Below are 24,774 nucleotides of genomic sequence, written 5' to 3' on the forward strand. Positions count from 1 at the left end.
AGACATGCGCTACCACCATATTATTTTTCTTCAATCAATCTATATGCTAGCAGAAGAAAATGTATATTTAGAAATCCTTATAGACAGGAAGAGGTATGGGGTCTTGCAGATAATAAGCAAGGGTGAAATCATATGGCTGGCTCCTCTGTGGATATGGATAGAAGGATTTCCGCAATAAAGGAAAAATATCCACAAAAATTCATATCAGAGGAGCAGATTTTCAGTAAAATCAACAGAGGAGACAGAATATTTATCGGCACAGGATGTGGAGAACCACAGTATCTTGTTTCCCAGCTTGTTAAATATGTGGAAAGCCATCCAAAGGCATTTTTTGATGCTGAAGTATTTCATCTATGGACGCTGGGGGTTGCGCCTTACGCAGAGGAAAAATTCAAATCAAATTTTCGCCACAATTCATTTTTCATCGGAAACCATACAAGAGAAGCAGTTAATGAAGGAAATGCTGACTACACGCCCATTTTCATTTCTCAGATTCCTTTCTTGCTGAGGAAAAGATTCATTCCGATTGATGTGGCAATTGTGCAGGTCTCACCACCGGACAAACATGGTTATGTTAGTTTAGGTATCAGTGTTGACATCACGAAGGCAGCAGTTGAAAGTGCAGACCTGGTTATTGCTCAGATGAACAGCCAGATGCCAAGAACCCATGGCGATACATTTCTTCATGTGGAAAAAATTGACTACATTGTTCCATATGACGAGCCATTGCTGGAATATGAAGCAAAAGTGCCAGATGAAATCAGCATGCAGATTGGAAAATATGTAGCCAAGATTGTTCAGGATGGAGATACAATCCAGGTTGGCTACGGCAGCATCCCCAATGCCATCATTGCCCATCTCAAAAACAAGAAGCATCTTGGAGTGCACACTGAATTGCTTACAGATGGAATTGTGGAGTTGATGAGGGAAGGTGTTGTGGATAACACCAGAAAAACAGTAGACAGGAACAAAACGGTCGCCAGTTTTTGTATGGGTTCACATGAGACATATCATTACATTCATGACAACCCCTCAGTAGAACTGAAGCCAGTGGATTATACAAATAACCTTCTTGTGATTGCCCAGCAAAGGAACATGGTTGCGATAAATAGCGCCCTCCAGATAGACCTCACTGGGCAGGCGAGTGCAGAGAGTATCGGAAAGTTGTTCTACAGTGGTATAGGGGGCAGTGCAGATTTCATGAGAGGTGCCGTGCTCGCACCTGGTGGAAGGTCGATACTGGTAATGCAATCAACGGCAAGGGGAGGAGAGGTATCAAGAATTGTGCCGGTTCTGGAAGAGGGGTCAGGTGTCACCCTCACTCGTGGTGACCTCCACTATGTGGTGACCGAATACGGAATTGCCTATCTTCATGGTAGAAACATAAGAGAGCGAGCAATGGCTCTGATTTCCATAGCCCATCCGAAGTTTCGTCCATGGCTTTTAGAGGAAGCGAAGAAACTCAGTTTCATATATAAAGATCAGGCATACATCCCAGGAGAGAAAGGACAATACCCAGAATATCTGGAAGCTTACAGAACCACAAAGACGGGTCTCCAGGTATTGCTTCGTCCTGTGAAACTCACTGATGAACCCCTCCTCAAGGATTTCTTCTACTCTCTTTCCGATGCCTCTCTCTATAGACGATTTATGAGTGTAAGGAAAGATATGCCCCATGAGCGTCTCCAGGAGTTTGTCGTGATCGATTACAAAAAAGAGATGGTAATACTGGCAACAATAAGTAATGGAGAAAAAGAGGAAATAGTAGGTGTTGGTCAGTATGGCATTGAAGAGGACACAAATACTGCAGAGGTTGCCCTAGTAGTAAGAGACGATTATCAGAACAAAGGAGTTGGCTGGGAACTCCTTTCCTACCTCACCTACCTTGCAAAGACCCATGGTCTTATTGGTTTCACGGCGGAAGTATTTACAGACAATCGACCAATGCTCCATCTTTTTGAGAAAGCGGGTTTCCAGATTGAAAAAAGGATGTCCGAAGGGGTTTACCATCTGAAGATGCTTTTCAAGGAGGATCAACATGCAAGACAATAAGTCAGATATCACTGCACTCTTTGAGCCAAAAAGTGTTGCCATAGTTGGTGCCTCCCATGAACCCAGCAAGATTGGATATAAAATTCTTGAAAATATCGTAAGGGGAGGATACACAGGTAAAGTTTATCCAGTTAACCCGAAAGGTGGTGAAATTCTCGGGTATAAGGTTTTTAAGAATGTGCTAGAAATAGAGGATACAGTTGACCTTGCCTGCATCTCGATTCCAGCGCCCTTTGTGTTTGAGGCGGTGCAGCAGTGTGCAGAAAAAAAAGTCAAACACCTGGCAATAATTACATCTGGTTTTTCTGAAGTTGGGAACATTGCCGAAGAAAGAAAAATTGTTGAGTTTGCAAGAGGCCATGGGATGAGGGTGCTTGGTCCAAACATTTTTGGTGTATACACAGCAAAGGCCTCTCTTAATGCCACATTCGGCCCATCCAGCATAAAAAAGGGAAATGTGGGTATAATTACCCAGAGCGGTGCCCTTGGAATTGCGATGATGGGAAAAACTCAGTCCGAAAACATCGGACTTTCTGCTATTGTTTCAATAGGGAATAAGTCAGACATAGATGAAACTGACCTTCTTGAATATCTTGGGTTTGATGAAAATACCAGTGTAATTCTGATGTACATAGAAGGAGTTAAAAATGGCGATAGATTCGTGGAGATGCTCAAAAAGATTACCAGAACAAAAACTGTAGTGGTAATAAAGTCAGGGAGGTCAAGAAGAGGTGCAATTGCAGCAGCATCCCACACTGGCTCGCTTGCTGGAGAAGACAATGTGTTTTCTGACATAATGAAACAGTGTGGTGTGATTAGATGCGAGACAATTTCCGAGGCATTGAACCTCTGCAAGACATTGCCAGAGTTACCTCTACCTTCATCCGAGAACACGGTTATAATTACAAACGGGGGTGGAGTAGGAGTTCTGGCAGCAGATGCCTCTGAGAAATACGGCGTGAATCTTTACAGTGACTACTCAAAGTTGAAAGCCCTATTCCAGGATTCTGTGCCCCAATTCGGTTCCACAAAAAATCCTGTGGATTTGACAGGTCAGGCAACAATCCAGAATTACAGGGATGCCCTGAAAAAGGCCTTTGAAGCAGATGAAATTTCTTCAGTGATTTGTGTTGCCTGCGAGACAGCACTATTTGATGTGGAAGGTTATGCAGATTTGATAAAGGATTCTTTTGAGGGTTACAAACAGAAAAAGCCAATTGTATTTTCCCTGTTCGGCGGGAAAAAGGCAGATGAGTGCATAGCCATATTGAGAAGAGAAGGCATTCCAGTTTTTCATGATGTATACGATGCTGTGTTCTGTCTCGGTGGACTTTACAGGCAGTATCATAACTTGAGAAAAACAGAGGCAGAAAGGAAGGAAGTAAAGGTGGATATTGCAAGAATCAAGGAAATCATTGAAGTTGCCAGGAATGACAACAGAAGATTTTTACTCTCTAATGAAGCCCATGCAGTTCTTCAGTCCGCAGGCATTCCCTCTCCAAAAACCAAAATTGCAAGGAACCTCGAGGAGGCAATTGCATTTGCAGAGGAAATCGGGTATCCAGTTGTCATGAAGGTTGTCTCAAAGCAGATAATTCACAAGAGCGATGTGGGTGGTGTTGCTCTTGACCTTCTCAACAAAGAAGAGGTGATTGACGCTTACCAGTCAATAATAAACAGTTGCAGACAGCATGTGCCTGATGCACACATAGAGGGTGTGGAAATCTGTGAAATGGTGAAGCCAGGCACGGAGGTCATTGTAGGTGCGAGAATCGATCCAAGTTTTGGCCCAGTTGTGATGTTTGGGCTTGGTGGAATTTATGTGGAAGTTATGAAAGATGTGGCGTTTCGTGCCGCACCAGTAAATGTGAGTGAGGCAATCGAGATGATAAGTGAGGTAAAAGGTTACCCATTGCTTCTCGGTGTTAGAGGAGAAAAGAAAAAGGATATTAACAGCATTGTTGATTGTGTCCTGAAGATGAGCATGATTATCCACGAATGCAAGGACATTTCAGACATAGAGATCAATCCTCTCGTAGTTTATGAGGATGGCATAGGGGTGAAGGCAGTGGATGCCAGAATAATTCTAAGCAACAAGGAGGTAAAAAAATGAGTAGAATAGTTTTTTCTTCAGCGGAAAAAAGCGCGGGAAAGACGACAGTTATAATCGGTTTTGGTGCCAGTATAAATAAAAGTTTTGGATACATGAAGCCACTTGGAGATCGATTGGTCTATCAGCGGAAGCGGTTGTGGGACTATGATGCGCACCTACTCTGCAAGATATTCAACATTCCAGATGAACCGGAAACGATGAGTATGGGATTTGAACATGCCAAATTGAGATACATGTATAACGAAGAGACCGCCGCAAAGAAACTGCGGGAGATGGCAGAAAGAATTGAAAAAGAACAAGGGAATGTATTCATAGAGACGGGTAAAGACCTTGCGTTTGGTAGTTCAGTGCATCTGGATGCAACCTCAGTTGCTAAATGTCTGGATGGGAAGATGGTGGTTGTGGTTAGAGGTGATTCCGATGCTGTGCTTGATACCATTGTTTTTATTAAAAAATATTTGAAGCTGGAGGAAGTCAAACTTGCTGGTGTCGTTGTAAATGATGTTAAGAATCCAGAAGATTTCATTGCCACCAACAAGAAGACAATTGATGATGCTGGTATATCCTTACTCGGTGTACTGCCACATGTAGAAAGTTTGGCTGAAACAACTGTGCGATACATTGCGGATAAGCTTTTTGCAAAAGTGCTTTCTGCTGAAGATTCCCTTGATAAGCCAGTAAAAAGGTATCTGATTGGGGCAATGTCAGCGAGCTCTGTTTATCAGCATCCTCTTATAAAAGAAAAATGCAACATGCTTATTACAAGTGGCGATAGAACTGACATGATACTTGCAGGGATAGAAAACAATGCTTCCTGCATCCTTCTTACGAATAACATTCTCCCACCATCTAACATAATCTCGCAAGCAAGCATGGCAAAGATTCCACTTCTGCTCGTACCCTGGGATACTTATACTGTTGCAGTCAAGATAGACAGCATGGAACCGCTTTTGACAATGAATGACCAAACAAAAATTAACCAGATAAAGGAGCTTTGCTCAAAATACCTCAAAATCAGTGAAATTCTTTCCTAGTCGGTTTTCAGCACTTCCAGTTCTCTTTCCAGAATTTTCGTTTCCTGCTCCTTTAGGGTGCTCTCTCCAAGCGATATTAAAAACACACCTTCTGTCTCAGCCACCATGTCCACAATTCTCCTTATGAACTTCACCACTGCATCAAAGCCATTCGCACTGACAAGGAATTCTATGCCATCCAGAGCAATCACGGTGTTTGGATGAGTATCCAGTTTCTCCTCGACAGCGTAAACTATTTTTTCCAGCGAATGCCCAATTGTCTCTGCAGTACTTTCTTTTTCAGTCAGCCAGTATATTCCTGCCTTCTGCAGCTTCTCATGTTTCTCAGTAATTCGTTTCGGACTCACCCTGCTGAATATCAGCACATCATAGCCAGTTTCATGCATCGAAGAAGCAATCTGGAAAACGATGTTTGGCCTTGTTTCCTCAACCAGATAACTGTGTCCTTTCTGAACATTGTATTTCAATTTTCCTTTTGTGCCGTATTTGTCAGAATACTCTTTCATGGCTTCTTTGACAAGGTTCATGTCAATTCCCATGTTGCTGATAGAGGCAAGGGCAAAGAGACGGTTTAAAATTATTGAAAGTTCATTCACTGAAAGGTTTATGCCTGCGATGTAGTTTACCACAGTTGGTTCAAGTGTAATTCCGTGTTCCTGGGCATATCTCTTAAGAATTTCCTTTTTAGTTTCAAAGTCGGGTTCAGAAATATTAACCATAAGTCCACCAGTAAAGCAGAGCAGAAGTTCTGTCTCAAGTTTAGGAATTTCTGTGGGTGAGATTCTACACCCAATAACCACTTGCTTTTCCTCTTTCACAAACCTGATGAGCACTCCTGCCAGTAATTTCTGGAGGTCTTCCTTTCCAGCGATCTCTTCAAAGTTATCTATGAAAATTGCCTCTGCTGTAAGTAATCTGGCGACCAATTTGCTGGGATTTTCTCTGTATTTTTCAAAGACACCGAGGAGAATTGGAATGTTTGTGAATATAATTTTTTTTCCTGCGAGAGTCCCCTTTTCCAGATTTCCAGCAATTGCATTCAAAAGATGGGTTTTTCCGCTTCCCTCTGGGCCATAAAGAACTACTGGATTGTAAAGAGTGCCAGGATACTTTGAGATGCCGTGGGCAACTGCATATGCAAACCTGTTTGACGCCCCAACTATGAAATTCACCATGCTGAACTTGTCAACAACTTTCCCAAATGTCTCCTCATCAGCACTGCATTTCACACATTGTCTATCTTTGTCAAGAGGACTCCCACATCTGGGACAGAAGGGCTCAGAACTTTCCTCTGCCTTGGCCTTGTGCTGGATAATGAGATTGTAAACTGCGGCCTCCTTCTTTTTTCGCTCTTCCTCCTCTCTCTGCTTGGTTATTATCTCCTCAAGTTCCTTGAGATGCTTGACCTCGAGTTCTATTGCCTCTGGGGTTCTTTCCTTCTCCATCTGCTGTTTCAAAGAGGAATAGAGCTTTTTGATTTCGTCTATGCCCTTCTTTTTGTCAATGGCATCCTTCAACCGTAAAACCATTTCTGGATACTTCTCATTTATCTCTGGATGTTCCTGAGTAAACTTGGTAATTTCCTCGCTCAAACGGAGAAATTCTTCAATTTCAATTAGCTTTTTTTCAGCAGATTGTTTATCTTCGACTGCGATTTTTTCTATCTCGCTTGTGTCAAATCCCTTGCTGCTCAGCACACGAATTCTAACATCCAACTCGCTTTCCTTTTTGATCTCACTTTTGCCTTCTATCAAACTCTGGAGTGCCTGCTTTACCTCTTCTGGCTTCACCTGCCCATGAAGTGTAATCAATGCCTTCGGATTCTTCGAAAGTTGCCAGATTTTTTTGGATGCCTTCTCACCAGCTTCCTTGGCACCTTGGGAAAAATGAAAAGTATCAGTTATCTGGCCAGATTCCAGGATGACAAAACCCGTTTCATTTTCACCTTTCCCTGGGAGCATAACTTCAATGTAGCCAGTGAATTTATGCTTTTTCAAGCCCAGTAGTAGATTTTTGAGTGCCTCCTCACTGCCAGCCACTTTTCGAAGCACAAGTCCCTGTGGAACTGTTGTCTCGTACATTCTACGCATTGGCTGTATATGGCTGAGGTTATTTATACTCTTTTATTCTGCCAATGGAGTGTTGTTGCAGTGGCAAAAAACCCTTAAATACGCTGAGCAATTCCACAGTCTGAAAATATGGAGATACGGCAATTTCCACAGGTGATGGTGGATAGAGAAAAAGAACTTGCGGTTTTAAAAAATGTGATGGAGATTTGCAGTGAGGGGAAAGGAGGTACTGTTTTAATCTGTGGAGATGTAGGTGTGGGAAAAACACGACTTGCAAGCGAATTTGCTGAGATGTGTCGGAGTGAGGGTTTTATAATTCTCTCTTCAATCTGTATCGGCAACAATGAGCCGGCCTATCTGCCCGTGCTTTCAGCCCTTCAAAACCATGCAAAAAAAGTGAGGGAGCAAGCAGAAATGTATGTCCCGATTGGACTTGCTGGCTTTCAAAGTATTGAAATTGAAGAACCGAACCCTGATACGATGGCGAGGGAACGAACTAGAATGCTAGAACATCTCCTTCATCAGTTTATAGCAATTGCAAAAAAACAGCCAGTCATGTTATTGATTGATGACTTACATCTTGCGGATTCTGCCACTCTTTCATTTCTCCATTACCTTGCAAGAAATATCAGAAATGAGAAAATAGTTGTTGTTGCCACCTATGTAGAGGAATTTGCTAACGCTGAAACTGCATTTGCGAAAACAATTAGAAACATGAACATCGAACGGCTCTGCACTGTGCTGAAACTCGGGAACTTCAGCGAAAAAGAAGTCAGACAGATTGTGGCACAACTGGGGCTTGAACAGACAGAAGAGATTGCAAGCTATGTTTATGACAGGACGTCTGGAAACCCATTTTTTGTGGTTGAATTCCTGATAGCAATCCAGAATGCAGGGTTAAGAGAGATTGACGCAATCAAAAATATGGAACTGCCAGATACTGTCAAAGACCTTGTGAAGTTTCGATTTTCAAAACTCACTGAGAAAACGAGAAAGGTTCTGACTTTTTGTGCAGTGCTAGGCAGGGTGTTCGAATATGAAGTGCTAAGAGAGGTTACTGGACTGAATGAGGAAGAATTACTTGATGCAATTGATGAGCTAAGAACGCAAAATTTTCTGGTGGAGACGGAAGAGTTTGAGGAAGGGTATAAATTTGCAAGCAACACTGCCCATGAGGTGATATACGATGGCATAACTGGTGCACGAAGAAGAATAATGCACCAGAAGACAGCGGAGGTGCTGGAAAAACTCCATGGCGATGACGAGCAGTTCTGGAGTGCAATGGCGAGGCATTACAGGGAAGGCGGAAACAGAAGTAAGTTCCTGGTGTATGCAGTGAAGGCAGGAAAAAGTGCAGCAAGAAAATTTGCGAATGTGGAAGCGGTGGAACTATTTGACAGTGTATTAGAAATGCTGGGGGAAACTGAGGTAGAGATCAAACAGAAGGTTGAAATTCTATGGGAACTGGCAGAAGTTCTTGAAGTAGAGGGAAGATATGATAAGGCATTGGAAATGCTGAGTAAAAGAATTGATTATACACTTCAAAGCAATCCAATTGAGGCAGGAAAATCGCATAGAAAAATGGCGGAGATTTACATTTTCAGAGGGGAGTATGAAAACGCATTGCGAGAAGTAGAAAGAGCGGAACAGTTGCTTACTGGCATATCCGATGCTGATTTTGAACTTGCGAGGGTATGGAGCACAAAGGGTTATGTGTATGAGCGAAAAGGAGAATACATAAAAGCAATTGAGTGCCAGAAACGAGCCCTTGAGGTCTTTGAGAAGAAAAACGCAGAAAAGGAGGCAGGAAATGCAAACCATAGAATTGGGGCATGTTACTGGTATACTGGTGAATATGAAAAAGCGATTGAGTTTTATCAGAAGGCATTGGAAATTCGGAAAAAAATCAACGATTTGAGAGGAATTGCTAGCACATACACTAACATTGGAGTAGTTCATTACAGCATGGGGAGTTATGATGAGGCGATAGAATTCTATCTGAAGGGTGCTGAAATCCAGAGTAAGATGGGTGATGCCTGGGGTATGGCAATGGTGTACAATAATCTAGGATTGGTTTATTCAAATAAAGGGGAGTATGAGAAGGCAACTGAATATTACCTCAAGAGTTTGGCTATAGAAGAGAAGATAGGGGATATGTGGGGTGTGGAATGGTCTTATCAGAATCTTGGTGTTCTATACAGGGATAGAGGAGACCATCAGAAAGCCCTTGAATTTTATTCTAAAAGTTTGGCAATCGGTGAAGAGATAGAGGACATGAGGGGCGTTGCCTGGTCATATGGAAACATTGGGAGCGAGTATCTCACGCTCGGAGAATTTGATGAAGCCCTCAAATTGCTGAAAAAGGGCATGGAGATTGCTGAACAAATAGGACAGCGAGATGTTGTCTGCATTGCCATGCTTACGATTGCCCTGGCTTACTGCAGGAAAGGTGAATTCGTACTCTGCGAAGAATATCTGGAGGAGGGAAAGGATATCGCAGAAGAGCTTGGTGCGAAGGATAAGATAAGCTATTACCACATCGTAAAAGGAGAACTTCATATCAAGAAAGGGGAGATAGAGGAAGGTGTTGCATCCCTTAGAAATGCGATTGCAATTTCAGAGGAGATGGGCGCATACGACATCAGTTACTACGAAACCCTGTTTGAAATTGGCAAATGGACAAAGGACAGACAGATGATAGAAAAGGCACTGGCATTTTTTGAAAAGATAGGAAATGCTTCCCTGATCGAGAAGGCAAGGAAAGAATTGGAAGGTGCATAGATTTCAGACACGAGAGAAAACTTCTCGAAATTTTTACAAAACCTCACAGTTCTCTATTTGTTGGAAAAGTATATATCACACTATTTTAATAACCTCATGAGGTGCGTAGGTATGACAGGACTGTTGAAGAAAAACCCACTCAAAGCGTTGAAAGGCGAAAGTGCAGTAGCAGAGCCAGGAGCTTACATAGATCTTGGACAGATGACATTTGAAGATGAAGCAAGTGCACTCCAGCCAGCAAAAGCGGTCGTTCGTCTCGCAGACATAATCAGATACGAAGATGTGAATGCCATCCTAGGAGAGATATACAAAGGAAACATAATCATTCTAGATGTGACCTCAGTTGCAAATGACCAGCTTACAATGAAGCGCATCACTGTTGAGTTAAAGAATGCAGTTAAGGAGACCGGTGGAGACATTGCAGGCGTTTCAAAGAATCTTATAATGATAACGCCTGGAGGAATAAAAATAGACCGCCAGAAGATGAAGCTTGGGTTTTGAAAAATTTATTCGCTTCTGAGGATGAGGGTAACTACATCCTCATCTGCCAATTTGTGATTTAGTCCTACTCTCTGACCTGGGTGTTTTGCACTCTTTCCCCATATACACGCATATCTAAATCTATTTTTGAAATCACGGTGAATAGCGTTGCAGACATCTTCAATGGTTGCCCCTTTTCTTAAGATGAGTGGTTCTTTGTAATCCACTTCGCCGCCCTGCGGTCTCATGTATATCCTGACAAATTCTAAAGTTGAGTAAATTTTCTCCTTCAGCATTTCAAGGTTGATTTCTTTCTCAGAAGAAATAGGCACCACATCAAAGCCCTTCGCCTGGATTTCCTTCACTGTATCCGCAACAGCAGCTGGCTCTATCAAATCAATTTTGTTCAGAATGCAGATGGCTGGGATATAGACGCGGTTATCTGAGAGTGCATCTATCAAACGCTCAGCAGTTACGTCTTCTCTTATCACCACATCCGCATTTATATAGCCCATCTCCCTCACTATGTCTTTTACCAAAAGTTCGTCAAGATTTGTAAGATCCACCGTTGAGTGTACTTCTATGCCTCCTCTGTCCTTCTTGGTTATGCTCACATTAGGAGGTTGCTGGTTGAGTCGTATTCCTCCTTTATAAATTTCACTGACAAGGGCGTCTATGTTGTGCTCGAATACATCACAGACAAGGGCAATAAGGTCTGCAGACCTTGCCACTGAAAGGACCTCTCTACCTCTCCCTCTTCCTGCAGCAGCACCAGAGACAATGCCGGGCATATCGAGAATCTGGATTTTCGCACCTTTGTGTACGAGCATCCCAGGAATTATGTTTAAAGTTGTAAAGTCATACGCACCAACACGACTTTCTGCATCTGTGATTTTATTCAGCAGTGTGCTTTTGCCTACACTCGGGAAACCCACGAGTGCAACTGTTGCATTCCCAGATTTGCGGACTGCATACGCCTGCTTTCCCCTGCCAATGCCTGCACTTCTTCGCATTTCCAGTTCGTTCTGGAGTCGTGCAAGCTTTGCCTTTAACCTGCCTATGTGATGCTGGGTTTTCTTGTTGTATTTGGTGTTCTTGATTTCTTCTTCAATCTGCTTAATCTCGTCTTCGATGCTCATCTAAACCAGAGAAAAATATGGAATTTATTAAAAATTTTGGGTTGTCTGCAAACTCAAAAAAATAAAAGAAGGCAGGGAAAGATGTTCATCCTGAGTTCTTCCTTGTTCTGAACACGAGATAGGTAAGGGCAACTCCTGCTGCAAGTCCTATGACAAAAGCCACCACTATGTAGGTGATGTTAATGTCCTGAGAAACAGCGAAAATCTCAAGTTCATGGGCTGAAAAGTGGGGAATGTAGATGTACATCACCAGATTGCCAGCATCGTCCTGACACACAGCATACTTGCCTTCTCCGTTCATAGAACCAAAGATCTCCTCGACACTCACTTTTTTCATCTCTGTCCCATCCATCTTAGCTTTTATTCTTTCCATGTTCTGGACACGATTTTCAATTGTGAGTGCCACCACAGTACCATCGCCTTCACCTTCAATCCTCAAGCGAAGTTTTTCCTCTGTCATCTCCCGTATTTCTGCTCTGATATCGGCTCTATATCCAGAGATATCATCTATGACTGTCCCATTTCTCCTAGAAACTGAAATCTCTGCACCAATTTTTTCATAGGCATACTGGAGTTCAAGATTTGGATGTCCGTATTTGTGCATTGCATGCAATCTAAAGGATGCCTGGCCAGAGGCAAGCTGAACCTCTATGGTATTGTTGACTATGCTCATTGTGCCATTGCCTACTATCACACTACCGGAAATGTTTGTCTGGTTAGAAAGAATCCACGCAGCTTTTGCAAATGTGTGATTTTTGTAAGTGTTTGTTACATAGAAATCCTGGGTTACAGAGTACTGGATTTTCGAGCCATTCCAAACCATATGGTGGATAACACCAGCGGGATTATCATGAACTATTATCATTCCGTGAGTTCCCTTTGCCATGAATATGCTTCCCATGATTTTCACTTCATAAACTGCGAAATCTGGTTTGATTGAGGCAAAGATTTTCCATGTTTCGAAATTGCCATCCCTTGAATACAGCTTCACAGTGTAGTCATATATTTCCCCAGTGCTCTCGTTGAATTTGAACTCAACAAATCTGCCTTTTGCGTTCCCATCGTTGTAGTTGAACCAGCCAAAATACCTTGTCTCCTTGCATCGCTCCTGCCACATCTTGTTTGCTTCATCAGGCTTTGACCAATTCAACCCATTGTCTCCAGGGGAAGAATGTCCTGGCGTCTCGGGTATCTGTGGAGGAGTTGCTGTACTCACTGGTAGAAGCAGTAGCATTGCAATTCCGAGCACAATTCCGATTTCCAATACTTTTTTTCCTGTCATTTTCATCACCATTAAACAGATTCGATGAAATATATAACTAATTTTTGGTACAAAAACCGAACTGGTTGGTACAAAATCCGAACAAAAATCAGAGGTTAAAATACTCTTTCAAGGCACTTTTTAGTTCCTTAACTTTCTCCTCTACTACCTTACGGGTTTTAAGGGTACCAGTAACCGCACTTGATAGTGGATCAAAATCTTCTGTAACAACGAGAGTTTTGCCTCCAAGTGCATTCACGATGACATTGGCAAGCACAGGATTATTCTGGTTGTAACCACCTTCTTGAAGAATCACCAATTTTCCAAGTTTTGCAAGTTTTTCCACCAATGTTCTGTAACCACTAGCAGTTAACTTTAAGCCCACATTTGGTTCTGAAAAATGGGCGTCAAACCCATTAAGGCCGAGAATCAAATCTGGTTTGTACTGTTTTATGAGTGGAATCACAAGTTCTTCCAGAACCACGAGGTACTCATCATTTCCAGAGCCAGGAGGCATCTCCATATTTGCGGTATAGCCTCTACCTTCTCCATGCCCTATCTGGTAAAGAAAACCGTCATGGGGATAGAAATCATGAGGGTCTCTATGAATTGAAAATTTATAGACATCTGGGTCTTCGTAAAAGATACGCATTGTCCCGTTGCCTGCGTGGGCATCCCAGTCACAGATAAAGACCCTTCTTGCTTTCTTCATCTCCCTCAGATATGCAATTGCAATTGCAGCATTGTTAAAGAGGCAGTAACCTCCAAACTTATCTGAGGTTGCGTGATGACCTGGCGGTCTAGTTAGTGCATAACCAAAGTCTGCCTTTTCATCTATCACATCGGTGCAGGCAGCGATCGCAGCTCCAGCTGCAAACTCTGCAGCTATTATTGAACCTCTAGAAAGATATGTAGAATCGCCAAGGAATGTGTTGCCCCTTTCCACAGCTTTCTTGATGAACTCAAGATAACTCGCCTCGTGAATTCTCAAGAGGTCTGACTCAGTTGCTGGTTTTACTTTGTCCACGATTTTGAGGAATGGCATGCTTTCCTGTCTGTTAACCAGATACCTGTAAATTTTCTTTATTCTATCTGGATTTTCAGGGCTTGCGCTACTTGGGAAATGAAGTTCATGTTCACTGCAGTAATACAAATTTAATTTCACCACAAGAACCCTAATGCAACAAGGATATATCATGTTTTTCATCGGGGTTGCTATCGTCATTTTGAGAAGTGAAGTTTAGTGCTAAAGAAATATTTATATTTGGAATAAACTATACCTGAATGAAATATGGCTAGAGGAATGAAGTATCTGGACGGTTTCGAAAGTTACATTTCTGTGACACAGGACCCGATAAATGATTGTCTTGCCTTTGCCCAATTGGCAGGAGATAGATACAAGCTCTGGTTCTCTGGATTATCAAAGGAAGAAGTGTGTCCAAGAGTGCAGAATTTGGATGTTAACATTGTGTATTTCGTAGAAAACACGGAATTCACAACAGAGAAGCTCTGGGAATATTTGAGGGAGCAGATTCTCCAGAATGAAAGAGTGTGCATCATGTTTGATGACCCCTCACCTTTGCTCATCACCCATACCTTCGAAAACCTTTCAATGAATTTGAAGAACCTAGCAGACCTGGTATCGGAACACGATTCATTGCTTCTCGTATGTATTGATAAGCACAAACTACATAGGAGACAGGTTGCGTTTCTGAAAACATTCCTCCAGCAGATAAAGCTGCATCAAACTGCGTTTTTCCCACCAGATAGCAAATGTGTCTGTCCAATCTGTGGAGCCATTATTGACTGCTATGCCACTAAATGCGATGGTTGTGGTGTGGAAATAATGGAAGATGCAGATTCAATCACGATGAAAGATAGCGGGGAAAACCTTACCATAATTCGCTCCCAGCTAAAGTTGTATGAGAGTGAGTGAGACCTCAATTTTTCTTGACAATGGGAACTATTCCCGTTTTGAACAATTTTTCTATGTCTTTCTGCTTTATATAGGGCATGAGCACAAGGCGAAGCGAATCCGTGAGTTCTCCATAAGAGACAAAGAATTGCTTGGAATGAAGGGCTTTCACAACCTTTCTCGCGTTTTTCACCTTGAGGGCAAGTATATTCATCACTGGTTCAATGACTGGCTCAATGCAGTGCTTCTTTGCGAGCTTACACGCATGCTCGGTCAGTTCCATGCAACGCTTCACCGTATTCAAATAGCCAGAAAAACCAAGATACCTTATCGCTGCGTATGTGCCTGCGACCGCACCGCTTGCTCTCGTGCCCAGCAATGTGCTCTGAACCTCGGAGGTGAGATATGGTGCTGAAAACTCTATGTGCTTCCAGTAATTCTCCTTTGTAAGCAAGATGCCGCTGGGCATTACACTCTGCCCCATTTTGTGCGGGTCAACTGTGATTGATGTGACGCCTTCAACACTGAAATCAAAATCTGGAAGTTCATGTCCCATTGCCTTCAAGAACGGAATTACAAAACCACCAAATGCCGCATCCACATGCAAAGGTAGATTTCTTGTTGCACAGATTTCACCTATTTCCTGTATTTTGTCTACCACTCCTAGCTCTGTGGAACCAGCAACTGCAACTGCACAGAGTGATTTCTCAGAGATTTTCTTTTTCAAGTCAGCTACATCTAAAGTATAATCTGCACAGAGTTTCACAAATACAGGTTTAAGTCCTAGAAGATTACACGCTTTCTTAAAAGAAAAGTGGGCATGGAGGGGCAAGAGCACTTCTTTTTTGCCAAGCATGTTTCTGTACATCCAAAGTGCAGTTATGTTTGCTTCCGTGCCCCCACTCAAAACCCTCCCATGAATTTTTTTTCCATGCAATAGGTCTCCAACCATTTCTATGACTTTTCTTTCCATCGCAGCTGTTGCAGGATATAGCCCAGGATTACCAAGGTTGGACTCGATGAAAAGGTTGTAAGCTATAGTGGAGACATCTAAGGGCATAGCACACATTGAGCCAAAGATTCTACCGGAGCTAAAACTCCAGTTTTTCTTCTGGAGTTTTTCCAATTCCTCGAGAATTTTTTCCTTCTCTAACCCTTTATCTGGAAATCGCATCAGCAGAGCATAGAGAATGAGCAATATATAGTTTGTTTTTATCTCCTTTCCAATTTCTCCCGTAATTGCTTCACTTCTGCCTCGATTTCATCAATTCTGGAGAGCAAGCACTTCATCACCTGTGCCATTGGGTCTGGTAGCTTGGTCAGGTCAATCTGTTCTACCTTCTTTCCGTAAATTTTTATCACCCTGCCTGGCACACCGACAACAATTCCACCATCTGGTACATCTTCAGTAACTACGCTACCTGCACCAATCACAGCATTATTGCCAACCTTTATTGGGCCAAGAAGTGTGCTGTTTGCACCTATCACCACATTGCTTCCTACTGTCGGGTGTCGCTTTCCTTTCACCAACCTTGTGCCTCCGAGTGTGACACCCTGATAAATCAGCACATGATTCCCGATTTCCGCTGTCTCACCTATTACTACACCAGAACCATGGTCAATGAAGACGCATTTTCCTATCTTCGCACCCGGATGGATGTCTATGCCAGTTAAAAATCTTGAGATTGATGCAATTGTTCTTGCTCCGAGATAGCATCTTTTTCTGTACAACTTATGTGCAATTCTGTGGAAGAGAATGGCGTGGAATCCAGGGGAACAAAGGAATGCCTCTAACTCTGATTTCACGGAAGGGTCCTTCTCCATAATGAACTTAAGTTCTTCTTTCAGGCTCATTTTTCCATCTCCATGCTAAGGTATCGTTCGCCGGTGTCCGGAAAAATTGTGACAATAGTTTTCCCTGCATTTTCCCTTCTCTTTCCTACTTCTACAGCAGCTACGCATGCAGCTCCAGATGAAATTCCGCAAAAAATTCCTTCTTCTCTTGCAATTCTCAATGCCATCTTGATTGCGTCCTCACTTTTCACTCTGATGACCTCGTCTATCACGGTTCTATCTAGAATTGGCGGTACAAAGCCAGGGCCTATACCTTGAATCAGATGTTTGCCGGGTTTTCCTCCCGAGAGCACAGGCGATTCATCTGGCTCAACTGCTACAATGCGAATGTTTTGTTTCAAACTTTTCAGCGCCTTGCCAACCCCTGTGATTGTGCCTCCTGTGCCGGCACCTGCGACAAATATGTCCAACTTTCCACCAGTATCCTCAATTATTTCCCTTGCGGTGGTTCTCTCATGCACCTCCACATTTGCAGGGTCTTGGAACTGGTCGATTAGGACTGAGCCCACAATGCCTCTATGAATCTCCTCTGCCTTTTTAACAGCTCCGCTCATTAATTCAGCCCCGGGAGTGAGTATAACCACTGCTCCCATCCTTCTGAGAATTCTTATTCTCTCAATACTCACTGTTTCTGGCATCGTAATAACTAATTTGTATCCCTTAGCAGCACACACCATTGCAAGCCCAATTCCTGTGTTCCCGCTTGTGGCGGCAATTACAGTCATACCGGGCTTCAGTTCACCAGTGCTTTCTTTTGCCTCAATCATACTCACTGCAATTCTATCCTTCACGCTTCCCATCGGGTTTCTACTTTCCAGCTTTGCGAGGATGGTTGCATCTATATTTTCGCACACTTTGTTCAGTCGTACAAGAGGGGTTTTTCCAACCGTTTGGAGAATGTTTCCATACAGAGGCATGGTTACCAGATTTCAGAAGCAATACTTATTCCTTATGTTAATCCTAGCCACTCTTGGCAATTTTTGTGTAAACTAATATATACTTCCATCCAATAATACCCATCATGTCCAAGTGGTTGGTATTCCTAATTGTAGTTTTATTGCTTCCCCTAACGCCAGTCAATCATCAACAGTCACATACTTATTCAGAGAAGGAAAATGTATTATCAACCTTCACCAACAATGGGCCTAACGTTATCAACCAGTCGATTTCAAGTGTCTATAAAAATCTACTAGATCCAGAATTTCTTGGCATAGATGCTTCAAAAAATGTTAAAGTTTTTATCGCTACAGAAAATCTGAAGGGGCTTGCACAGGACCTAAAGAGCATTGGACTTAATGTTTCCTTTGGAAGAACCACAACCTACAGTAAGTTGATTCTTCCTGTAATTGAAATTGAACCATGGAGGGTACCGCAACTAAGTACGCTCAGCAATGCCTTGTTTGTTGGAAGATACCCAGAGATGAAAATCGTCGAGCCAGAGAAAGGGAAGCCATCTGCTTTGCCACCTATTTCCACGAACTACACAGGGAACAACACCACTACGCTCATTCTCACTGATGGAATCGAATTTGGCATTCCTGCACTTTGGCATACCTACTCGGTCTGGGGCAATGATACAGAGTATGCAGGGTATCCAGAAGTGTTCGATTTTGCATCGCTTTATGACTACCTGGAAGATGGCGTAATTTCTGAAACCTCCTGGTTTGTTGACACTTCATTCAATATCTCTGCTTATGTGAAAAACGGAAGTTTATACATTGATTTTCAAAACGAAACCTATAATGTATCTGGTATTCCTTCGCTATCCTCAACCTTCCATGTGGGCTTAACACCGCAGATACCTGGAAGAAATAGAAGTGCAGTAATTGTAACAGATGCAAACGAACTCTGGAATTATGATACAGTTTATGTTGACCTGAACAACGATCTATCGTTTGCAGACGAACAACCCCTTGATAAAACGCATCCAATTCGGGTAAAAGACCTGAATTATGATGGCAATCCAGATATTTCTACAGGGCTTTTATATTGGATCAGCGATGGCATTTGTACACTTCCATATTCAAGATTTGTTGCAGAGCGATTCGGGTTTGAAAACTTAGTGCCAGAAAGAGGTGCCCTATTGTGTTTCTTCGGTGACTATTGCAATGGTACTGGAACGCAGGTTGCCCATACCCTCATCAAGACCGCAAAAAATACAAAGATTCTCCCTGTGGTTGTGAGAAATGAAACGAACATTTTTGAGGCATGGTTGTTCTGTGCATTTGGTGGTGACTATTTACCCAAGTCGGGAGATGAGAAAGACATCTGCCTGTCCAACTTTCTATTAAAGGTCAATACAAACTATTGGAATTACATTGACAGATTTTATACTTCTCTTTTATCTAATTCAAGGGTCCTCTCCGTGCTTCCAGCTCTAGAGAATCCTGATGTGTACTCTCCTTCCTCAATTTACGCAATTTACGCGGGCAGTTATAATTCAAGAGGAGATAATCGTTTCATTAGTACAAATGCTTGGCAACAAGCAACATTGATTGTGGGCAGTCAGACAAAGCTATCTTCCTCATTCAGTCAAACAATGTATTCATGGGGTAATGTTCTAGAGGATTATTCGGGTGAAGCGCTGAGTGCAGCGATAACCGCGGGAGTTCTAACAAAACTCGTGGAAATTGTGAAATCACAGGGACTGCAGGTGAACCCTGAGAGAACAAGGGAAGTTGTTGCCTTTGCGACTGAAAACACCCTTCTAGATGTAATGAGCCAGGGACATGGGATTTTGAGTGAGAAGGAGGCAGTAGAACTAATGAACCTTACATCTCAATCAGTAAAGGTCTCGCCCACTAATCTTGAATTTGGGAACTATCAGGGCACAGAATATCCAAGTTTTTGCAGTATTGGGTATCCAAACAACACATACAGAAAAAACATAACCTTGTTAAGCATGAATACAGATAGAGATGTAAATCTTCAACCAACAATTCTTAAGAGGGAATCAAATACTAATTTTCATTTCATTCTCAGCGGGAATGCAACTGGTTTCCTCTCTCTAAACTCAGTGCTCGACCAAAATGCAACAGTGCTCAGAATTTCCGCTACTGCAAACGACGGAAATGCAAGTGCTGGAAACTTTGATGTAGAGTTTTATGTCTGGGTGGATGAAAATGGCAATTCAGTTGAAGAGCCAGGAGAAATTCAACTCGTTTATAATTCTATGATGAGAAACGGATTCTCTGCATTTTCCTCAGCGATTTTGAATTGGTCAAAAATAGAAGGTGCATTTTTAAAGTTTGTTCCGCTCTCAGGAAACCCAGAACTTGAAGTGAATGTAGAAGTGGAATGGTTTAACTATGTCAATTTTAACTGGCTTCCGCCTACATCTATCTTCCTCCCATCTAATTTTGCATTACCGGTAAGCTTAGACATTTCTATACCTGAAAATACGACACCTGGAACCTACGAGGGTAAACTTCTTTTGATTTCTGAAGGGATAAACAAAACCCTTCCCTTTAGAATCAATGTGGCAGTTATGATGAATAAGGAGTACGAAATGGGAGAGCATGTATATTATGCGACTAACAACTTAGGACGCGGGAAGGGCGATGTGGTAGCTAGCTGGTATTACATTGATGTTACGCCAGAGACACAAGAGAGCGGGCGTTATCTCGTGGTTGAAGTAAATCTGACAGGAGTGGTAAGGCAAGAACCCTACTTTTTGTATTCTGATACATTCTCAATTCTTTACAGAAAAACTTTTGGGCCTGGCACCCTCATCAGTTTTGCGTCTGTAGGAGAACATTGTTCTAGAGATTCAGAAGGAACGGATACATTGATAATTCCGGTGATGCCCGGCCTTAATGGAATAAGGTTCGTATCTTCTGCACTTAGTCCTAACTCTTCTATTCTCTCAATTAGAGTTTACGGGCTAAGCATTATGGGGGAGCAATATAGAGAGGGAACTGTGTGGTTAGATAAGTATGAGTTCGTTGGCATGAGTTCATCGGCCCTTAATCTCTCAGTTAGTGGTATCGGTCTTCAGAAAGCAGAAGAGCTGTGTTTAAATATGGATGAAAATCAGACGAGCGAAGTCCTCCTTTCTATCAATGAAAGTGGTGCGTTTATAGCATATTCAAACCAGAATACCTGGTTTTTGCTTTCTAGTATCTCTAATGGAAAAAGTGGATTAGTGAGTTGTTCAATTGATGGGAAAATTTACATTCCAAAGTTACAGCCGGGGACTTACTTGATGAAGGTATTTTCCGAAATGGTCACTGTAAATCTTTCCTGGGTTCTAGTTCATGGGCCAGAGCTCACTGCAGAAATTTATCCTGAAGGGGAAATCCCTCCAGGAATGGAGTTCTACTTTGGAGCTTATCTACCCGCACCTTCGAAGCCTGGGAATTACACAGGTGTCATTTCCCTAATACTAAACAAGAATGCCACTCCATTTTACATTCCCATCTCTCAGAAGATTCTTGACCTTCCACCCTACTTCACAAAACTCTGGCCTGGGAACGGTTCTGTGCTGAAGGAGGCAAAAATTTATGGGCAATATCAAGATAGTGAAGGCACATTGAAGAGTAATGTTTCTCAGATAATGGTTCTCATCAACGGTGCAAATATCACACCATTCTGCATCTGGAATGCTACTGACTTTGCAGTCCCTATCTTGCTAGCGGAAGGCACTTACGATGTGGTGGTGGGGATTGCAGATGATAATGGCATGTGGAATAGGACTCAACTCCATTTCACGGTGGACAGAACAGCACCTTCCTTGCGTGTGCACTCACCAGAAAACTACATGATTACTCGTGAGCCGATTCTATTTGTGGTGTGTGAAAGCGAGCCTGATGCGATGGTCTATGTAAATCAGATACCTGCTGAAACTGAGGACCCAGGAATCTTTTTCTGTGGCATTAATTTAATAGAGGGATGGAATGAGATTGAAGTGAAAGCTGTGGATATAGCTGGCAATGTTGCAATAGACAAAAGAGAAGTGTGCCTAGACAGTTCACCTCCACCTTTGACAATAACATTTCCAGAAACTGGCTACATCACCCGCAGCCCCTACGTTACTGTCGCAGGAATTACAGAATACGGCGCAGTGATTACGGTGAATGGAGTTAGTGCATCGCCTGATTTAACAGGGAAGTTTGCTGTAGGTATTACGCTTTCAGCAGAAGGGGAAAATGTGGTGGAAGTGGTAGCGAGAGACAGGGCAGGAAATGAAAACCACTTTTCCTTCGTTGCGGTCCTTGATAGAACTTCACCAGAAATCACTTTAGACCCTGTAGAATCACTCGTCTCATCCTATGTTGTTACAATCTCAGGAATGGTAAGAGATGCATATCTTGACCCCTATGTATTTGTGAACTCAATGAAGGTGCAAGTAATAGGCCAAAGATTCTCAGCTTCAGTTTTTCTCTCTGAAGGCACAAACACGATAAAGGTCACTGCGATGGATTTGGCAGGTAACATGAACACTCGATTTTTGAGTATAATCTTAGACACCACACCCCCAGTACTAAATCTTACACTTCCAAACAAAGTCACGCTGCCGCAAATCACAATCAATGGAACTACAGAGCCAGGTGCAAAACTTTACATAAACAATGTTTCCGTCTATGTTAACCCCCAGGGTAATTTTTCGTATGTGCTTAACCTCACAAAGGGTGTGAATTTCGTTACAGTAAATGTGTCAGACCCAGCAGGTAATAAAAAAATTCTAACTTTTGCAGTGCTTTATGTGGATCCAAATGAACTGAATGTTGATGACATAAAAAGATACAATACACTGGATAAAAAACTGACAGAATTGATGGATAGCTTGATTTATGCAGTTATTGCGCTTTGTGTAATGTTTGCGGTGGGACTAATAGCACTATACAAATACATGCTCTGGCGTCTCAGAAAAGAGGAGAAGGAGGAGAATCTGAAGAAGGTTTTTGAAGAAAAATAATTTAGCCAATTTCGCTCCATCTTCCCTCTGCTGCCTTTCCGGTGATTGCATCTCTCAGATGTTCTAGGTTTTCTCCGTTTACAATTATCAGTTTGATTCTTGCTCGTCTCAAGATCTTAGCCCCGAGGAGGTCAAATACATGATTTTGTCCAGCAGATGCCTCTGCTTCTGTAAGCATCTTTATCAATTCGTCATGACTACAATGCTCTATCTTCTTTGCATCTGGATGTTTTCTAGGGTCTTTATCGTAAAGCCCATCTACATTCGTGACATTTATAAGCTTTCCAGCCCTCAATTTCTCAGCAAGCATTGCAGCAACTGCATCAGTGGTATGTCCTGGGGTCGTTCCACCCATCACCACGATCCAGCCAGCACGGTAGAAACGATATGCATCTTCAAGTTTTTCAGGGATTACTGGATAGGCATTTGGGATAGCAAGAGTAAGGAGACGTGCATTCAATCTCGTGACTTCAATCCCGAAATCATCGAGGGTGGTTTCATCAGCGCCAAGCTCCCTACCAAGCGAGATATATTCCCTTGCAATCTTTCCCCCGCCAACTGTGATTGCAATTCTTTGATTTTTCGCTGCTTCATTGATTACCTCAGCAAGAGATTTTATGTAATCAGCACCCTTCAAAATGACTGAACCGCCTACGGAAATGACCACTGTTTCCATGATTTAGAGCAAAGCATTATCATATTTATGTCTGATGGAACTACCGAAGCGAGAACTACTCACAGCAAAATATAAATCCAAGAAACCAATTATGGAAACTAGAACAAGGTGATTTGATGATGAATGGCTATGTTCATACCTATGTCAAAGGTCTAGATGAGCGAATTGAAGGAGGGATTCCTAAAGGACACATTGTGCTCATCTGTGGACCTGCTGGAAGCATGAAATCTTCTTTTACATTCAACATAATGTACAACTATGTTAGAGAGAGAAAAGGAAAAGCCCTCTACCTCACGCTAGAACAGAGCAGGGAGAGTTTGATAAAGCAGATGAAAAAACTCAACATGGACCCTGACAAATTCAAGGAGGATATTGCAATTCTAGACATTGCATGGCTTAGAAAGGAACTTGAGGAATCAGGTGAGAAATCAATTAATTGGTTTGATTCTGTCCAGAAACAACTTGTGAGTTATAGAGAGTTTATTGACTATGACCTGCTTGGTTTTGACTCATTGGATGCACTCTACACACTTTCATCAATAGACAATCCCAGAAGTGCACTTTTCTTCTTCTTTGAAAAACTTCGCAACATGAAGGTTACAGCGTTGATAATCTCAGAGATGAGCCCAGAGCGGTTGCACTTTGGAAAGTATGGTGTGGAACCCTTCCTTGCAGACGGAATAATTCATCTGGACCTTGAAAGAATTGGAAAAACTGTGGGAAGGTTCATAAGCATCGTAAAGATGCGAGAGGTCAAGCATCCTACTGACTACTTCCCTCTCCTCGTAGACAGCGAGGGCTTCAAGATTGTGACAAGGTAATCCAATGAACTTTGAAGAATGGGAGCCGATATATCTCAAAATCCTGAAAGATTTTGGTTTTTCAAGAGTAGATGATGAAATTGCAGGTGCAACTCTTTTCAATTTGTTGGCTGGAAAAAACCTTGTGAAACTTTCAGAACTGGAAAAGCTTCTTCATAATAGAACTGTCTGTGTGGTTGGGAACGCACCTGGGCAGATAGAACCGTTGCCTGATGCCGATGCCTACATCACTGCAGATGGTGCAACTAAAAAAGTGCTGGATAGCAAAAAGGTACCCGCAATAATCACCACAGACCTCGATGGTGATGTAAATGCCCAGATAAAGGCAAATTCAAGAGGGAGCATCGTCATAATTCATGCTCATGGAGATAATCTACCTGCACTCAAAAGATATGTACCAAAGTTTAGGGGGAAGGTAATCGGTTCTACTCAATCAACGCCGTACACGCGGCTGATTAATTTTGGAGGATTTACAGATGGAGATAGAGCAGTTTGTCTCGCATCGCACTTCCAGGCAAAAGAAATTCTGCTCAAAAATTTTGATTTTGAGGATGTGTCTGCTGAAAAACCAGAGATAAAGGAATTAAAGCTGAAGAAACTAAAATGGGCAAAGAAAATAATTGAGGAATGTGGGAGAAAATCTGTGATTAAGTTTGTTTGAC

17 protein-coding genes are annotated in these 24,774 nt (G+C 42.3%); 9 read left to right on the forward strand and 8 right to left on the reverse strand.

The genetic code is table 11. The features are described from left to right. Positions 1–132 precede the first annotated feature (132 nt). From QXD64_01220 to QXD64_01230, 3 genes are read left to right on the forward strand one after another with little or no spacing between them, the layout of a single operon-like run. Entirely contained in the window at positions 133–2,052 is a 1,920-nt protein-coding gene (locus tag QXD64_01220; protein ID MEM3395936.1) for a GNAT family N-acetyltransferase, read from the forward strand. Next, complete coding sequence (locus QXD64_01225) at positions 2,039–4,165, forward strand: acetate--CoA ligase family protein (GenBank protein MEM3395937.1); 2,127 nt, start codon at positions 2,039–2,041, stop codon at positions 4,163–4,165. The genes QXD64_01220 and QXD64_01225 overlap by 14 nt, the downstream gene beginning before the upstream one ends. After that, positions 4,162–5,199 carry a DRTGG domain-containing protein gene (locus QXD64_01230; GenBank protein MEM3395938.1) on the forward strand — a complete coding sequence of 346 codons (1,038 nt, stop codon included), beginning with the start codon at positions 4,162–4,164 and terminating at the stop codon, positions 5,197–5,199. Before QXD64_01225 ends, QXD64_01230 begins: the two co-directional genes overlap by 4 nt. On the opposite strand, the gene QXD64_01235 is transcribed toward QXD64_01230, so the two are convergent. Then, positions 5,196–7,289 (reverse strand): DnaA/Hda family protein, encoded by a 2,094-nt coding sequence (locus QXD64_01235; protein ID MEM3395939.1) that lies wholly within the window; start codon positions 7,287–7,289, stop codon positions 5,196–5,198. The two genes, QXD64_01230 and QXD64_01235, sit on opposite strands and share 4 nt — an antisense overlap. Before the next feature lie 108 nt (positions 7,290–7,397). On the opposite strand from QXD64_01235, the gene QXD64_01240 reads away from it, so the two are divergent. Continuing rightward, on the forward strand, positions 7,398–10,049 hold the full coding sequence (locus tag QXD64_01240) for a tetratricopeptide repeat protein (GenBank protein MEM3395940.1): 2,652 nt from the start codon (positions 7,398–7,400) through the stop codon (positions 10,047–10,049). 111 nt (positions 10,050–10,160) lie between these two features. Beyond that, positions 10,161–10,550 carry a cell division protein SepF gene (gene sepF / locus QXD64_01245; protein MEM3395941.1) on the forward strand — a complete coding sequence of 130 codons (390 nt, stop codon included), beginning with the start codon at positions 10,161–10,163 and terminating at the stop codon, positions 10,548–10,550. Positions 10,551–10,555: 5 nt separating this feature from the next. Here the strand turns inward: sepF and QXD64_01250 are convergent, their stop codons facing one another. The 3 genes from QXD64_01250 to QXD64_01260 form a co-directional block, all read right to left on the reverse strand. Next, a complete protein-coding gene (locus QXD64_01250) occupies positions 10,556–11,668 on the reverse strand; it encodes a GTP-binding protein (GenBank protein MEM3395942.1) in 1,113 nt (370 codons plus the stop codon). An 85-nt stretch (positions 11,669–11,753) separates the two neighbouring features. Beyond that, positions 11,754–12,950 carry a hypothetical protein gene (locus QXD64_01255; GenBank protein MEM3395943.1) on the reverse strand — a complete coding sequence of 399 codons (1,197 nt, stop codon included), beginning with the start codon at positions 12,948–12,950 and terminating at the stop codon, positions 11,754–11,756. 88 nt (positions 12,951–13,038) lie between these two features. Beyond that, the gene (locus QXD64_01260) at positions 13,039–14,154 is read right to left on the reverse strand and encodes a histone deacetylase (GenBank protein ID MEM3395944.1); all 1,116 of its coding nucleotides are present in this window, start codon (positions 14,152–14,154) and stop codon (positions 13,039–13,041) included. A 66-nt stretch (positions 14,155–14,220) separates the two neighbouring features. Here QXD64_01260 and QXD64_01265 point away from each other — a divergent pair, with 66 nt between their 5' ends. Continuing rightward, complete coding sequence (locus QXD64_01265; GenBank protein MEM3395945.1) at positions 14,221–14,865, forward strand: hypothetical protein; 645 nt, start codon at positions 14,221–14,223, stop codon at positions 14,863–14,865. Between the two features lie 4 nt (positions 14,866–14,869). Here the strand turns inward: QXD64_01265 and mfnA are convergent, their stop codons facing one another. The 3 genes from mfnA to cysK are packed head-to-tail and all read right to left on the reverse strand — an operon-like array spanning position 14,870 to position 17,615. Continuing rightward, positions 14,870–16,018 (reverse strand): tyrosine decarboxylase MfnA, encoded by a 1,149-nt coding sequence (gene mfnA, locus QXD64_01270; GenBank protein ID MEM3395946.1) that lies wholly within the window; start codon positions 16,016–16,018, stop codon positions 14,870–14,872. Between the two features lie 38 nt (positions 16,019–16,056). After that, the gene (cysE, locus tag QXD64_01275; protein MEM3395947.1) at positions 16,057–16,698 is read right to left on the reverse strand and encodes a serine O-acetyltransferase; all 642 of its coding nucleotides are present in this window, start codon (positions 16,696–16,698) and stop codon (positions 16,057–16,059) included. Further along, positions 16,695–17,615, reverse strand: a complete 921-nt coding sequence (gene cysK, locus QXD64_01280) for a cysteine synthase A (GenBank protein ID MEM3395948.1) — start codon at positions 17,613–17,615, stop codon at positions 16,695–16,697. The genes cysE and cysK overlap by 4 nt, the downstream gene beginning before the upstream one ends. A 104-nt stretch (positions 17,616–17,719) precedes the next feature. Here cysK and QXD64_01285 point away from each other — a divergent pair, with 104 nt between their 5' ends. After that, on the forward strand, positions 17,720–22,615 hold the full coding sequence (locus QXD64_01285) for a hypothetical protein (GenBank protein ID MEM3395949.1): 4,896 nt from the start codon (positions 17,720–17,722) through the stop codon (positions 22,613–22,615). 1 nt (position 22,616) lies between these two features. Here QXD64_01285 and pyrH read toward each other — a convergent pair whose 3' ends face one another. Beyond that, positions 22,617–23,291 (reverse strand): UMP kinase, encoded by a 675-nt coding sequence (pyrH, locus tag QXD64_01290; protein ID MEM3395950.1) that lies wholly within the window; start codon positions 23,289–23,291, stop codon positions 22,617–22,619. 116 nt (positions 23,292–23,407) lie between these two features. Between pyrH and QXD64_01295 the strand changes: the two genes are divergently transcribed. Together QXD64_01295 and QXD64_01300 are read left to right on the forward strand one after the other, a co-directional pair. Further along, positions 23,408–24,112 (forward strand): ATPase domain-containing protein, encoded by a 705-nt coding sequence (locus QXD64_01295; protein MEM3395951.1) that lies wholly within the window; start codon positions 23,408–23,410, stop codon positions 24,110–24,112. Between the two features lie 4 nt (positions 24,113–24,116). After that, on the forward strand, positions 24,117–24,773 hold the full coding sequence (locus QXD64_01300) for a 6-hydroxymethylpterin diphosphokinase MptE-like protein (protein MEM3395952.1): 657 nt from the start codon (positions 24,117–24,119) through the stop codon (positions 24,771–24,773). Position 24,774 lies beyond the last annotated feature (1 nt).

The organism is Thermoplasmata archaeon, assembly GCA_038874435.1.
Taxonomy (GTDB): domain Archaea; phylum Thermoplasmatota; class Thermoplasmata; order Lutacidiplasmatales; family SKW197; genus SKW197.

Excerpts from the sequence above, each read along its gene's own strand:
- QXD64_01220 (MEM3395936.1), top strand. The coding sequence starts at position 133 with ATGGCTGGCTCCTCTGTGGATATGGATAGAAGGATTTCCGCAATAAAG.
- QXD64_01225 (MEM3395937.1), top strand. The coding sequence starts at position 2,039 with ATGCAAGACAATAAGTCAGATATCACTGCACTCTTTGAGCCAAAAAGT.
- QXD64_01230 (MEM3395938.1), top strand. The coding sequence starts at position 4,162 with ATGAGTAGAATAGTTTTTTCTTCAGCGGAAAAAAGCGCGGGAAAGACG.
- QXD64_01235 (MEM3395939.1), bottom strand. The coding sequence starts at position 7,289 with ATGCGTAGAATGTACGAGACAACAGTTCCACAGGGACTTGTGCTTCGA.
- QXD64_01240 (MEM3395940.1), top strand. The coding sequence starts at position 7,398 with ATGGAGATACGGCAATTTCCACAGGTGATGGTGGATAGAGAAAAAGAA.
- sepF (MEM3395941.1), top strand. The coding sequence starts at position 10,161 with ATGACAGGACTGTTGAAGAAAAACCCACTCAAAGCGTTGAAAGGCGAA.
- QXD64_01250 (MEM3395942.1), bottom strand. The coding sequence starts at position 11,668 with ATGAGCATCGAAGACGAGATTAAGCAGATTGAAGAAGAAATCAAGAAC.
- QXD64_01255 (MEM3395943.1), bottom strand. The coding sequence starts at position 12,950 with ATGACAGGAAAAAAAGTATTGGAAATCGGAATTGTGCTCGGAATTGCA.
- QXD64_01260 (MEM3395944.1), bottom strand. The coding sequence starts at position 14,154 with ATGACGATAGCAACCCCGATGAAAAACATGATATATCCTTGTTGCATT.
- QXD64_01265 (MEM3395945.1), top strand. The coding sequence starts at position 14,221 with ATGGCTAGAGGAATGAAGTATCTGGACGGTTTCGAAAGTTACATTTCT.
- mfnA (MEM3395946.1), bottom strand. The coding sequence starts at position 16,018 with ATGCGATTTCCAGATAAAGGGTTAGAGAAGGAAAAAATTCTCGAGGAA.
- cysE (MEM3395947.1), bottom strand. The coding sequence starts at position 16,698 with ATGAGCCTGAAAGAAGAACTTAAGTTCATTATGGAGAAGGACCCTTCC.
- cysK (MEM3395948.1), bottom strand. The coding sequence starts at position 17,615 with ATGCCTCTGTATGGAAACATTCTCCAAACGGTTGGAAAAACCCCTCTT.
- QXD64_01285 (MEM3395949.1), top strand. The coding sequence starts at position 17,720 with ATGTCCAAGTGGTTGGTATTCCTAATTGTAGTTTTATTGCTTCCCCTA.
- pyrH (MEM3395950.1), bottom strand. The coding sequence starts at position 23,291 with ATGGAAACAGTGGTCATTTCCGTAGGCGGTTCAGTCATTTTGAAGGGT.
- QXD64_01295 (MEM3395951.1), top strand. The coding sequence starts at position 23,408 with ATGATGAATGGCTATGTTCATACCTATGTCAAAGGTCTAGATGAGCGA.
- QXD64_01300 (MEM3395952.1), top strand. The coding sequence starts at position 24,117 with ATGAACTTTGAAGAATGGGAGCCGATATATCTCAAAATCCTGAAAGAT.